Source organism: Streptomyces sp. 8K308 (assembly GCF_004348315.1).
Classification (GTDB): Bacteria; Actinomycetota; Actinomycetes; order Streptomycetales; family Streptomycetaceae; genus Streptomyces.
Window position 1 is genome coordinate 23,186 of sequence record NZ_SMKC01000043.1, and the last position, 11,698, is coordinate 34,883.

Here is an 11,698-nt window from a genome sequence, read left to right on the forward strand (position 1 = left end):
AGCGCCCCGCGGCTCAGGCGGGCTCGGCCCGCGCGGTCACCCGCTGGGAGGTGTCCTCCTGCGCGATCCTGCGCAGCGCGGCCATCGCCGCGTCCCCCAGCACGGTGCCGAGCACCACACCCTCGATCTTGCCGTCCGTGCCGGCCATCTCCCCCACCACGGAGAGCTCGGCCGCCGCCAGCTCACTGGCCGCCTCCGCGTAGCGGTCGAGCAGCACGAGCATCTCGCCCTGCCCCAGGTCCCGGTAGGTGGTGACGATCTGAACGAGCATCGCCCAGCCCGGGTTCTTCTCGGCCTTCGCCGGGTTCCACCCGTGCCGGCGAGCCAGCTCGGAGACCTCACGCTCGGCGAGCCTCCGCTCCTCCGCCGTGCCGCGCTCGGCCGCGGCCCGGCTGACCGCCAACTGGGCCACGCCCAGCATGTCGTGCACGGTGCCACCCGGCGCGTCCACCTCGGCCAGCACCTCGCGGGCCGCCGCGATGGACAGGCCGCCCACCTCCAGCATGGCGCGGATCAGCTTGAGCCGGCGCACATGGGACTCGTCGTACCGCACCTGGTTCGGGCTGGTGCGCTCGCCCGCGGGAAGCATCCCTTCCCTGGCGTAGTACTTGATCGTCGGAACCGAAACTCCGGTTCGCTGCGCCAGCTCTCCAATACGCATTCCCTCAGCATAAGCCACCCGGCGAATCCTCCGTAGAGAGCGCTCTCGTTCCCGTCGCGCGAAGCGCCGACCAGGGCATGTGAATTCGCCTTTATCGGGCCCGATTCGCGCCCGCGAGCACCGGCCGCCGCGTGGGCTCGGCGGGAACGGCGACGGCGGTCACCAGCAATCCGTGACCGACCGCCAGACGCCCCCGGAATCCGCCCGGCGCCGCGTCACCCAGCTCGGGCGCCGGCACCAGGAACCCGACCGAAAACGACCTTGTGTCCGGCTCGAAGAAGATCTCGGCCTGGTGGAAGCCGAGTTGGCGCCCGGTGAGCGGGAACCACACCTTGTAGACGCTCTCCTTGGCGCTGAACAGCATCCGGTCCCAGTGCGTGCCGGGCGGCAGCCGGCGCAGCGCGGCCGCCTCCGCGGCCGTGGCGATCCGCGCCAGCACGCCGGGCTTCAGCGGCCCGTGCGGCTCCGCGTCCACCCCGACGGCGAGCGCCTCGCGCGAGAGCGCCGCCGCCCGGTAGCCGGTGGTGTGGGTGATAGACCCGGTGACGCCCGGGGGCCAACCCGGGGCGCCGCGCGCCCCGGGCAGGATCGCCGCCGGCGGCACCCCGAGCCGGCCGAGGGCCAGCCGCGCGCAGTGCCTGGCGGTGGTGAACGCCAGGCGCCGCCGCTCGGCCGCCCGCGCGACGACGGCCTCCTCCTCGGGGAGGAGCGCCGCCTCCGGCGGGTCGCCGAACGCCTCGGCGACCACGACCCAGGACGGCACGATCGACTCGAGCAGCATCCCGCGCCCCTCCCTCCTTCTCACTCCGTCCCCCTGCGGCCCGCCGCTGACCGGTGCCCAAGGGCCTGTCTTCCGGATCTTCCGGGCTCGCGAAGACCCAAAAGACAGGCCCTGACGCAATGCCAGTGACTTAAGGGTCGATTCGCGCGTCTGACGTGCGGGAACGTCGCCCTACGGCGCTCTCGAGAGCCATAAAGTCACCGGTATTGGCCCTAGACGGGCGTCGTGCCGTGCTTGCGCTCGGGCAGGTGGGCCTTCTTCGCACGCAGCATGGCGAGCGACCTGATCAGCACCGAGCGGGTCTCGGCGGGGTCGATGACGTCGTCCACCAGGCCGCGCTCGGCCGCGTAGTACGGGTGCATCAGCTCCGCCTTGTACTCCCTGACCACCCGGGCCCTGGTGGCGTCCGGGTCGTCGGCCGCCGCGATCTCCCGGCGGAAGATCACGTTGGCCGCGCCCTCGGCACCCATCACCGCCACCTCGTTGATCGGCCAGGCGAAGGCAAGGTCGGTGCCGATGGAGCGGGAGTCCATCACGATGTAGGCGCCGCCGTACGCCTTGCGCAGGATCACCGAGATCCGTGGCACGGTGGCGTTGCAGTAGGCGTACAGCAGCTTGGCACCGTGCCTGATGATCCCGTTCTGCTCCTGGTCCTTGCCCGGCAGGAAGCCGGGCACGTCGACCAGCGTGACCAGCGGGATGTTGAACGCGTCGCAGAACTCGATGAAGTTGGCGGCCTTCTCGCTCGCCCGGCTGTCGAGCACCCCGGCGAACGAGTTGGGCTGGTTGGCCACCAGACCGACCGTCTGGCCCGCGAGCCTGACGAAGCCACACAGGATGTTGCCCGCCCACTGGGCGTGCACCTCGAAGAACTCGCCGTGGTCCGCGATCTCCTCGATGACGGCGTGCATGTCGTAGGAGCGGCGCGGGTCGGCCGGCACCAGTTCGAGCAACGCCTCGCTCCGCCGCTCCGGCGGGTCGTCCGAGGGCACCACCGGTGGCCGCTCCCGGTTGTTGGCCGGCAGCAGGGACAGCAGGTAGCGCACCTCCTCGAGGCACTCGGTCTCGGTGTCGTGGACGAAGGACGCCACCCCCGACATCCGGGCGTGCGTGGCGGCGCCGCCGAGTTCCTCGTGCGACACGGACTCACCGGTCACCGCCTTCACCACGTCGGGCCCGGTGATGTACATCTGCGACATCCCGCGGACCATGAACACGAAGTCCGTGAGCGCCGGCGAGTAGGCGGCGCCTCCGGCGCACGGCCCCAGGATCACGCTGATCTGCGGGATGACGCCGGAGGCGGCGACGTTGCGCCGGAAGATGCCGCCGTACCCGGCGAGCGCCATGACGCCCTCCTGGATACGGGCCCCGGCTCCGTCGCTGAGGCTGACCAGCGGGGCGCCGGCGGTCTCAGCCATGTCCATGACCTTATGGATCTTCTCCGCGTGCGACTCGCCCAGCGAGCCGCCGAAGATGCGGAAGTCATGGGCGTAGGCGAAGACCGTGCGGCCGTGCACCAGGCCCCAGCCGGTCACCACCCCGTCGGTGTAGGGGCGTTGCCGCTCCAGGCCGAAGCCGGTGGCCCGGTGCCTGCGGAGCGGCTCGATCTCGGTGAAGGTGCCCTTGTCAAAGAGCAGCTCGAGCCGCTCGTCGACGGTGAGCTTGCCCTTGGCCCGCTGGTTGTCGGTGGCCCGCTGGCTGATGCCCTTGCCGTTCTCCGTCTTGATGTGGCGGAGTTCGGCGACTCGATCCCGCACGTCGGGCACCTCGGGCGCGGACGGTGCGGCGACATCTCCGGTCAACGTCCGCCCCTAAACGTTGGTCGGGACGCTGGTCCTGAGGTTGGACAGGTACGGGTACCAGACGTGACCCGGGTCGTTCTCAACCTCCTTGATCGACTCGCGCATGGCGACCAGCGCCTTGGGGCTCTCCTCGTACATGTCGCCCTGGAGCAGCTGGAGCACGTCGATCCGGAACTTCGGGTCCTGGACGAACTCGGCGAAGAGGATGTTGAGCCGGTAGTAGATCTGGATGAACTCGTACCAGTTGCGGGTGCCCATCGACTGGAGGCGTTCGTACTCGGCGAACTGGGACCGGTCGAACTTGTCCGCCTTGGCGGCCTCGATGATGTCGCGGGTGGCCAGCCGGGCGGTGTTCATGGCGATGCTGACGCCGCTGGAGAAGATCGGGTCGACGAACCGGGCGGCGTCGCCGATCAGCACGTAGCGGTCGCCGGCGACCTGCGACATGGAGTAGCTGTAGTCGCCCTCGGCGCGGTAAGGCCGCACCCGCTCGCACTTCTTGAGCTCCGCGGCCAGGTCGGGGCGGGTGGCCACGAACTTCCAGAAGAACTTCTCACGGTCCGCGTTGAGCTCGGCGAACTGCTTCTTCTGGGTCACCACGCCGATGCTGGTGATGGTCTCGGTGATGGGGATCTGCCAGACCCAGGTGTCGTTCATCGGCAGGAAGTGGATCTGGATGTGGTCCACTTCCTTCGGGTCCTGGCACAGCGCGCCCCGGTCGAGGCCGTCGAACCAGGTGTGGATGGCGTACTGGTCGAAGTGCGGGTCGCCGATCTTCAGCTTCTGCTGCTTGCCGAGCAGGGTGTGCCGGCCGGAGGCGTCGACGACCATCTTCGTCGTGAAGTCGGTCGACTTGGGACCGATCCTGGCGGTCACCGTGACCAGCTCGGGGTCGTCGAAGTCGACCTTGGAGACCCGGATGCCCTGGAAGACCTTGGCGCCCAGCTCCTCAGCGTGCTTCAGCAGGATCAGGTCGAACTTGCCGCGGTCGACGTGGTACGTGTAGTCACGGTCCACGCCCTCCTGGGCCCGTTCCCCGAACCGGACCTCGGCGTGGCCGTCGGCGGCGAAGTCCATGGAGAGCGAGGGCTGGTTCATCCGCGCGTGCTTGCCCGGGGTGGTCCAGGTGGCCCCGTACTTCTTGGGGAAGTTGGCCTCCTCGATCTTCGGCATCACGCCGGTCTCGAGCAGCACCCGGGTGGTGGCCGGCACCAGGGACTCGCCGACGTGCGGCCGCGGGAACATCTCGCTCTCGAAGACGGCGACCGAGAGGCCCTCCTTGGCCAGGTAGGAGGCCGCGGAGGAGCCCGCGGGGCCGCCGCCGATGATGATCACGTCGAAATCAGTCTTCATGACCCACCTGTTCTCGTTGACTCGATCCGATGTGGACGTGGTGGTGTGACGGTGGTGACTACGCGCCCGGGCGGCGCAGCAGGAAGCAGCCGACGGAGCCGTCAGTGCCGAGCGAGGTGACGAGGGCGTGCCGCTCCTCGGGGTGGGAGCCGCCCGACCAGCGGGCGAGCACGGCGGCCGCCTGCAGGGCGCCGCTGGCGCTGTAGGTGTCGCCGACCGCGTCGGAGACCCGGATCGCGGTCGGCAGTTCGCCGAGCGCGAGCCGCAGTCCGTACTCCTCGACGGCGCGGGCCCCCTGCTGGCTCGCGGCGCCGAGCGAGACGAGGTCCACGTCGCCCGCCGGGACACCGGCGCGCTCCAGCAGCCGGGTGACGGACCGGGCGAGGCCACGGGCCGGGGTGATCCGGCGGTCGCGCGGATCGAAGTAGCCGACCTCGGCGCCGAGCAGCTCGGCCAGCACCTCACGGTCGCCGACCAGCGCGGGGTCCTCGGCGACCAGCATCGCGCAGCCCTCGCCGAGCAGCGCGTCCCGGGTGAGCGTGCCCGACTTGTGCCAGCCCCAGGCCACCTGCGGACTCAACTCCTCGACGCCGCCCACGAACACCCGGGTGGCGTGGCCGAAGCGGATGGCGTTGCGGGCGTAGCGCAGCGCCGAGGCGCTCGACGCGTGCCCGTTGGCCAGGGTGGAGTTGACGCCCTGGAAGGCGTTCCAGACGGCGACCTGTCCGGCGCAGGAGTTCATCACGGAGTTGGGGAACCGGGAGGGCACGTAGCCGACCTCGGGCTTGAAGATGGAGTGGGCCAGCTCGTAGACGCTGCGCACGCTCCCGGTGGTGGTGCCGACGGCCACGCCGGTCCTTGCGCGCAGCGCGTCGTCGTCGGCGGCGCCGGCGGACTCAAGGGCGAGCCGGGTCGCGACGAGGGTGAAGCCGATCATGCGGTCGAGCCGGCGGGTGCCCTTGCGGCCGACGTAGTCGGCGAGCCGGATCTCCGGCACGGTGCGCACGGCGATCGGCGGCAGCGCCTCCGCGTCCTCGGCGGCGGGCGTGGCGTTGGCCGCGGTCTCGCCGTCGAGCAGCGCGCGCAGGGCGTCGAGCCCGGCGCCCGCCGGTGAGACCACGCCGCAGCCGGTGATGGCGACCGGGTCCGGGACCGAGGTGGTCACTTGACCCTCCCGAAGATGGTGATGGCGTTGTTGCCGCCGAAGGCGAAGCCGTGGTTCTCGACGATGTTGAGGTTGGCCGGCTTGGCCACGCCGGGAACGAAGTCGATGCCGGGGCCGAGCTCGGGGTCGGTCTCCCGCAGCGTGGCGGTGGGCGGCAGGAAGCCCTCCTCGAGCGCCTTGCAGCAGATCACGGCGCCCAGGCCGCTGGCCGCGCCCATGGTGTGGCCGAGCATGGACTTGATGGAGCTGATCGGCGGCACGTCGTCGCCGAACACCGCGCGGGCCGCGGCGACTTCGGCGGCGTCGCTGGCCGGGGTGCCGGTGCCGTGGGCGCAGATGTAGTCGATCTCCTGCGGCTTGACGCCGGCGGAGGCGTGCGCCGCCTGGATGCAGGAGGTGATGGTGGGGACGTCGGGCTGGGTCATGTGCTTGGCGTCGCAGTTGACGCCGTAGCCCAGCACCTCGGCGTAGATCCGGGCCCCGCGCGCGACGGCGTGCTCCAGCGGTTCGAGGAGGATGCAGACGCCGCCCTCCGCGGTGACGATGCCGGAGCGCTTGCTGTCGAAGGGCCGCAGGATCTCGGAGATGATGCCGATGAGCGAGAAGCCCAGGTGCGTGTAGCGGCTGACCGAGTCGGCGCCGCCGGCGAGGAAGAAGTCGGCCTCGCCGGTGCGGACCAGGTCGTAGCCGTAGCCCAGCGTGTAGTTGCTCGCCGAGCAGGCGGTGCCGAAGGTGACGGCCTCGCCGGTGAGGCCGAGCTCGCTGTTGACGGCGCCGGCCAGCCGGTTGGCGGGCGCGCTGACCACCGGTCCTGGGCCGAACTCGTCGCCGCCGCTGCGCGACCACTGCTCGGCGATGCCGTACATCACGCGCGGCTCGCCGCTGGCGGTGCCCATGGCGGAGCCGGTGTTGGAGGCGCTGAGCAGCTCGGGGTCGATGTGCGCGTCACGGACGGCGAGCCGCGCCGCGGAGGCGGCGAACTGGCCGCTGCGGCCCCAGTTCTCGGGGTCGAGGCGTTCCAGGATCGCTCCCGGGTCGAAGTCCTTGACCTCGCCGGCGTTGCGCTTGTCGTAGCCGCTGGCGTCGAAGCTGCTGATCGGGGATATCCCGCTGCGGCCGGCCTTGATGGACTCGGTGAACGGCTCGACCCCGATTCCGATGCTGCTGACCACGCCGAGACCCGTGATCACCACGCGCCGGGTGTTCGGCTCAGACATCACTGCCCGCTCCGCTGTGCTCGGTCACGAGCTTGAGGACGACTTCAAGACTGACCATCTCGCCGACGCGGTCGGACGGAATGGTGACGTCCAACTCGTGCTCGAAACGGGCCACGATCGCGAGCAGCGACAGGGAGTCCGCCTCGTATTCCTCTTCGAAGTTGGCGCTCTCGGTGAGTTCTTCCGGCTCGATTTCGAGCTCTTCGGCGACGATCGAGCGGACGGCGGTGTGCAGCTGCGACACGGCCTGGGCGGCATCCTGGGTCACCGGACACTCCTCAGTCTCGGGTTCGGTGGAGACGATTCGAGTTAAGCGACCGGCCGCGGCGCGCCGCAACCGATGCCCCCTTAAGTTCCGCCCGACTTCCCCTAAAGTAGTAGCCCCCGGGGCGCGGGGAAGTCACCTGCATCACGTCGCGAGCCGAATTCCGGGGCGCCTGACGGGAATTGTATGCGCGATTGATGCCCCTTTGATGTCTGGCCGGTAGCAATTACCGCAGTGATGTGCCGCCTTTTGAGCGAGGGGATCAGCATGGCTCGCGCCGCGGTTATCGATGCCATCGGCCACTATCTGCCCGAACGTCGGGAGGCCAACGACGAGTTGGCGCTGCGGATGGACACCAGCGACGAGTGGATCAGGACCAGGACCGGGATCAGCGCCCGCGCCAGGGCCGGTGACGACGAGCCCACCTCGGTGCTCGGCGCCCGGGCCGGACGCGCCGCCCTTGACCAGGCCACGGTCAGGGACGTCGACCTGGTGATCGTGGCCACCACCACGCCGGACATGAAGTGCCCGGCGACCGCGCCCGTGGTGGCCAGCGAACTGGGGCTCGCCGGCGCCGGCTCTTTCGACATGAACTCGGCCTGCACCGGGTTCCTCGCCGGCCTCGGAGTGGCGTCCGGCCTGATCAGCACGGGCAACGCCCGCTCGGTGCTGCTGGTCGGGGCCGAGAAGTACTCGTCGATCATCTACCCGAGCGACCGGGGCACCGCGCCGATCTTCGGGGACGGCGCCGCGGCGATGGTGCTGCGGACCGGCGACTCCGACGAGCTGGGCGCCATCGGGCGGGTGCACCTGGGCTCCGACGGCAACCTGTGGGCCCTGGCCCACGTGAGGTCCGGCGGCAGCGCGTTCCCCCGGGCCACCGGGGAGGACCCGCACGACCCGTACCTGCGGATGGACGGGCGGGCCACCTACCGGCACGCGGTCGCCCGGATGACAGAGACCTGCCGGCAGGCGCTCGCCGACCGGTCGATGTCGGTAGGGGACGTGGACCTGCTGGTGGCGCACCAGGCGAACGTGCGCATCCTCAACGAGGTCGCGAGGGAACTCGGACTGCCCACCGAGAAGTCCCTGGTGGATCTCACGGATATCGGAAACACCGCGGCAGCCTCCATTCCGATGGCCCTGAGCCGAGCCCACGCCAAGGGCGCGCTGGCCGGCAAGGAAAGGATGTTGGTGACCGCTTTCGGTGCGGGCGCGAGCTGGGGAGCCACCGTTCTCCAGTGGCCGGACTCCATTTCGCGGAACTCGGGAGACGATAACTGATGACCATCAGCTCGGGAGAGATCGTCGCGGATCTCCACGCACTCTCCGACCAGCTCGACCTCGATCTCGAGGAGATTGATGTGAGCGGCGCCTCGTCCCTGGAGAACGACCTGGGGATGGATTCGCTGAACCTGATGGACTTCCTGGTCTTCCTGGAGAAAAAGTACCAGGTGAAGATATCGGACGAGCACCTGAACGACGTCGAGACCATCAGCGACATCGTCCACGTGCTCAACGAGATCCGGCCGGCCGTGGCGGGCCCCGCCGGCGACGCGGGCGCATGAGCGGGCCGCGTACGGAGGACACCGTGGCGGCCGGCTTCGCCGACGAGTTCCGGGAGTTCGTCGCCGGGACGCTCGCGGACGCGCCGGCGCCAGGCCCCGACACGGTGTACGACGACGACCATCCGCTCTGGGAGAAGTTCCGGGCCGCGGGACTCGCCAACTGGTGGCTGCCTGCCCGCCTCGGCGGGGCCGGCGTCCCACTGCGCGCCTCCGTCGACCTGATGGCCCAACTCGCCTACCACGACCCGGGCTTCGCGTTCACCGCGATGCTGCCGATCCTGGGCTCCCGGATGCTGGAGTTCTACGGCACCGCCGAGGTGGCGCAGCGGTACCTCGGCGAGATGGCGAGGACCGGCACGTTCTGCGCGGCGCTCGGCAGTGAGTTCGCCGCCGGCAGCGAGCTGGCGCAGACCGCCACCACCTTCCGGCGGGAGGGCGACCGTCTTGTGGTCAACGGCGAGAAGGCGTTCTCCACCAACCTGGCCTTCGGCCGCTTCTGCCTGGCGCTGGCGAGGAACGAGGATGACCACCGGGACTTCTCGGTGGTCCTGGTCCCGGCCGGGACCTCGGGCTTCGTGCCGGGGCCGCGCTGGCCGATGTCCGGCCTGCACGGCACCGGCACCTACCCGGCGACCTTCACCGACTGCGTGGTGCCGGCCGTCAACGAGCTGACTGGCAACGGCCTGCGGGTCCTTGAGGTCGGTCTCAACGGCAGCCGGATCCTGATGGCCGCGATCTCGATCGGCATCGCCCGCCGGGCCCGCGACCTCTCCATGGAGTACGCGACGAGCAAGCGGCTCGGCGGCAGGCCGCTCACCCAGAACGCGGTCTTCGCCGCCCGGATGGGCCAGACGGAGATGGAGCTCGAGAGCCTGAAGTCGGTGTGCTGGCGGGCCGCGGACGAGTACGACGCGATCTACGCCCGCCCCGACGCGGCCGCCGTCTTCCACGGCCAGGGCGTGCTGAAGTCGGCGGTGATGGCCAAGATGCACTGTGGCCAAACCGGTTGGCGGATCGTCAGCGCCGCGTCCGAGGGCTTCGGCGGCCTCGGCTACACGGAGGCGCACCCGGTGCAGCGGCTGCTGCGCGACATGCGGCACATCTCCATCGTCGAGGGCGGGGACGACGTGCTGCGCGAGCTGACCTACGGCCGGTACGTCCGACACGCCGCGCGGCGCGGGTGAGGGGACGACCATGACCGACCTGTTGGCCGCAGCCCCACCCCCGCCGCTGTCGGGACATCCGCTGCTGACCTTCCTGCTCCAGGTCGGCCTGCTGCTCGGCGCCGCCTTCCTGCTGGGCCGCCTGGCCATGCGTTTCGGCATGCCGGCCATCGCCGGCGAGCTCACCGTCGGTATCATCCTCGGCCCCTCGCTGCTGAGCGGCCTCCTTCCCGATCTCGGCGGCTGGCTCTCCGTCGACCAAGTGCACCTGCTGGACGCGGTGGGGCAGTTCGGGGTGCTGATGCTGGTGGCGATCAGCGGCATGCATCTCGACAGATCACTGGTGCGCCGGCACGGCACCACCGCGCTCACCGTCGGCGCGGCCGGGGTGGTGCTGCCGCTTGGGCTCGGCATCGGCGCCGGCCTGCTGTTGGCCGACTCGCTGCGTGAGCCGGGCTCCGACGCCATCGTGTTCGCGCTCTTCCTCGGCGTCGCGATGTGCGTGAGCGCGATCCCGGTGATCGCCAAGACGCTGATCGACATGAACCTGATGCACCGCAAGATCGGTCAGCTGATCCTGGTCAGCGGGACCATCAGCGACGCCTTCGGCTGGCTGATGCTGCCCATGGTCACGGCGATGGCGACCACCGGGCTGAGCGGCGGCAACGTCGCGGTGGCGATCATCACGCCGGTCGCCGTGTTCGCGGGCTCGCCGCTCGTCGGGCGGCTGGTGATCAACCCACTGATGGGCTGGGCGCATCGCTCGGGCGGCGACTCGGCACCCGTGGTCACCACCGTGGTCCTGGTGATCTTCGCGGCGGCCGGCACCCACGCGCTGGGGCTCGAGGCCATCCTCGGCGCCTTCCTGGTGGGCTGGTTGATCGGCGCGGCGCCGGGCGGTCGGCCCGGCTGGACGGCGCCCGTGGAGTCGATCACGCTCTACGTCTTCGCCCCGATCTTCTTCGCCACCGCCGGGCTGCGGATGGACCTGACCGCGCTGGCCGACCCGGAGACCCTGGCGATCGCGCTGGCCATCGTCGTGCTGGCCATCGTGGGCAAGTTCCTCGGCGCGGCGATCGGCGGGCTGATGAGCGGCCTCACCCGGTGGGAGTCGCTGGCGCTCGGCGCCGGGATGAACGCCCGCGGGGTGGTCGAGGTGATCATCGCCATGGTCGGGATGCGGCTCGGGATCCTGTCCACCGAGGCGTACACGATCATCGTGCTGGTGGCCGTCGTCACCTCGCTGATGGCGCCGCCGCTGCTGCGGCTCGCGATGCGGCACACCGTCGAGGACTCGCCAGAGGACCTGGCCCGCACCCGGCCGATCGGCGACCGGGCCGAGCCGGTCGCGGCACCCGTCGACGTGGGCGGTGGCCAGGGCTCCAAACTGTGAGCGCCACTGCCGATAGTGAAACTATCGTTAGTTGGGGTACCGTCAGGTGCCCTCCATTCCACGGGAGTTCCCATGCCTGAGATGTCGTCGGTCCCGTCCTCGATGGGGAGACGCGCCCTGCTCCTGGGCGCGACCGCCCTGGGCGTCGGCGGCGCCACCGCCTCGCTCGTCCCCGCGGCGGCCGCCGCCGGCCGGGCCGCGCCCGCCGCCGTCGCCGGGGCCGTGTGCGCCTGCGCCGTCTGGGGCGCCGCGCCCTCGGCCTCGGCGGCCGCCGCGGCGCTCGCCGGCTGCCCGGCGCACGTGGCGCCGGCCGCCCCCGCCCCGCCCGTC

General features: G+C 70.7%; 12 protein-coding genes. 5 read left to right on the top strand and 7 right to left on the bottom strand.

What is annotated here, in order from left to right:
* Positions 1 to 13 precede the first annotated feature (13 nt).
* From E1265_RS09460 to E1265_RS09490, 7 genes are all read right to left on the bottom strand, one after another.
* Positions 14 to 661, bottom strand: coding sequence for a MerR family transcriptional regulator (locus E1265_RS09460; protein ID WP_132929802.1), 648 nt, complete (start codon positions 659 to 661; stop codon positions 14 to 16).
* A gap of 91 nt (positions 662 to 752) precedes the next feature.
* On the bottom strand, positions 753 to 1,442 hold the full coding sequence (locus E1265_RS09465; RefSeq protein ID WP_243740640.1) for a 4'-phosphopantetheinyl transferase superfamily protein: 690 nt from the start codon (positions 1,440 to 1,442) through the stop codon (positions 753 to 755).
* Positions 1,443 to 1,654: 212 nt separating this feature from the next.
* A complete protein-coding gene (locus E1265_RS09470; protein WP_132929814.1) occupies positions 1,655 to 3,208 on the bottom strand; it encodes an acyl-CoA carboxylase subunit beta in 1,554 nt (517 codons plus the stop codon).
* A 45-nt stretch (positions 3,209 to 3,253) separates the two neighbouring features.
* Positions 3,254 to 4,597 (bottom strand): NAD(P)/FAD-dependent oxidoreductase, encoded by a 1,344-nt coding sequence (locus E1265_RS09475; protein ID WP_132929803.1) that lies wholly within the window; start codon positions 4,595 to 4,597, stop codon positions 3,254 to 3,256.
* Between the two features lie 58 nt (positions 4,598 to 4,655).
* Entirely contained in the window at positions 4,656 to 5,762 is a 1,107-nt protein-coding gene (locus E1265_RS09480) for a beta-ketoacyl synthase N-terminal-like domain-containing protein (RefSeq protein ID WP_132929804.1), read from the bottom strand.
* Positions 5,759 to 6,979: a beta-ketoacyl-[acyl-carrier-protein] synthase family protein gene (locus E1265_RS09485; protein WP_132929805.1), complete on the bottom strand. Its 1,221-nt coding sequence runs from the start codon at positions 6,977 to 6,979 to the stop codon at positions 5,759 to 5,761. The genes E1265_RS09480 and E1265_RS09485 overlap by 4 nt, the downstream gene beginning before the upstream one ends.
* A complete protein-coding gene (locus E1265_RS09490; RefSeq protein ID WP_207931022.1) occupies positions 6,972 to 7,247 on the bottom strand; it encodes an acyl carrier protein in 276 nt (91 codons plus the stop codon). Before E1265_RS09490 ends, E1265_RS09485 begins: the two co-directional genes overlap by 8 nt.
* A 264-nt stretch (positions 7,248 to 7,511) precedes the next feature.
* Between E1265_RS09490 and E1265_RS09495 the strand changes: the two genes are divergently transcribed.
* The 5 genes from E1265_RS09495 to E1265_RS09515 form a co-directional block, all read left to right on the top strand.
* The gene (locus E1265_RS09495; RefSeq protein WP_132929806.1) at positions 7,512 to 8,528 is read left to right on the top strand and encodes a beta-ketoacyl-ACP synthase III; all 1,017 of its coding nucleotides are present in this window, start codon (positions 7,512 to 7,514) and stop codon (positions 8,526 to 8,528) included.
* On the top strand, positions 8,528 to 8,812 hold the full coding sequence (locus tag E1265_RS09500) for an acyl carrier protein (RefSeq protein WP_132929807.1): 285 nt from the start codon (positions 8,528 to 8,530) through the stop codon (positions 8,810 to 8,812). Before E1265_RS09495 ends, E1265_RS09500 begins: the two co-directional genes overlap by 1 nt.
* A complete protein-coding gene (locus tag E1265_RS09505; RefSeq protein WP_132929808.1) occupies positions 8,809 to 9,996 on the top strand; it encodes an acyl-CoA dehydrogenase family protein in 1,188 nt (395 codons plus the stop codon). The genes E1265_RS09500 and E1265_RS09505 overlap by 4 nt, the downstream gene beginning before the upstream one ends.
* A 10-nt stretch (positions 9,997 to 10,006) precedes the next feature.
* A complete protein-coding gene (locus tag E1265_RS09510; RefSeq protein ID WP_132929809.1) occupies positions 10,007 to 11,368 on the top strand; it encodes a cation:proton antiporter in 1,362 nt (453 codons plus the stop codon).
* 72 nt (positions 11,369 to 11,440) lie between these two features.
* A partial coding sequence (locus E1265_RS09515; protein ID WP_207931023.1) for a hypothetical protein occupies positions 11,441 to 11,698 on the top strand: 258 nt, incomplete at its 3' end.

Coding starts and splice junctions, on each gene's coding strand:
- E1265_RS09485 (WP_132929805.1), bottom strand. CDS start 6,979: ATGTCTGAGCCGAACACCCGGCGCGTGGTGATCACGGGTCTCGGCGTG.
- E1265_RS09465 (WP_243740640.1), bottom strand. CDS start 1,442: ATGCTGCTCGAGTCGATCGTGCCGTCCTGGGTCGTGGTCGCCGAGGCG.
- E1265_RS09460 (WP_132929802.1), bottom strand. CDS start 661: ATGCGTATTGGAGAGCTGGCGCAGCGAACCGGAGTTTCGGTTCCGACG.
- E1265_RS09505 (WP_132929808.1), top strand. CDS start 8,809: ATGAGCGGGCCGCGTACGGAGGACACCGTGGCGGCCGGCTTCGCCGAC.
- E1265_RS09475 (WP_132929803.1), bottom strand. CDS start 4,597: ATGAAGACTGATTTCGACGTGATCATCATCGGCGGCGGCCCCGCGGGC.
- E1265_RS09510 (WP_132929809.1), top strand. CDS start 10,007: ATGACCGACCTGTTGGCCGCAGCCCCACCCCCGCCGCTGTCGGGACAT.
- E1265_RS09495 (WP_132929806.1), top strand. CDS start 7,512: ATGGCTCGCGCCGCGGTTATCGATGCCATCGGCCACTATCTGCCCGAA.
- E1265_RS09500 (WP_132929807.1), top strand. CDS start 8,528: ATGACCATCAGCTCGGGAGAGATCGTCGCGGATCTCCACGCACTCTCC.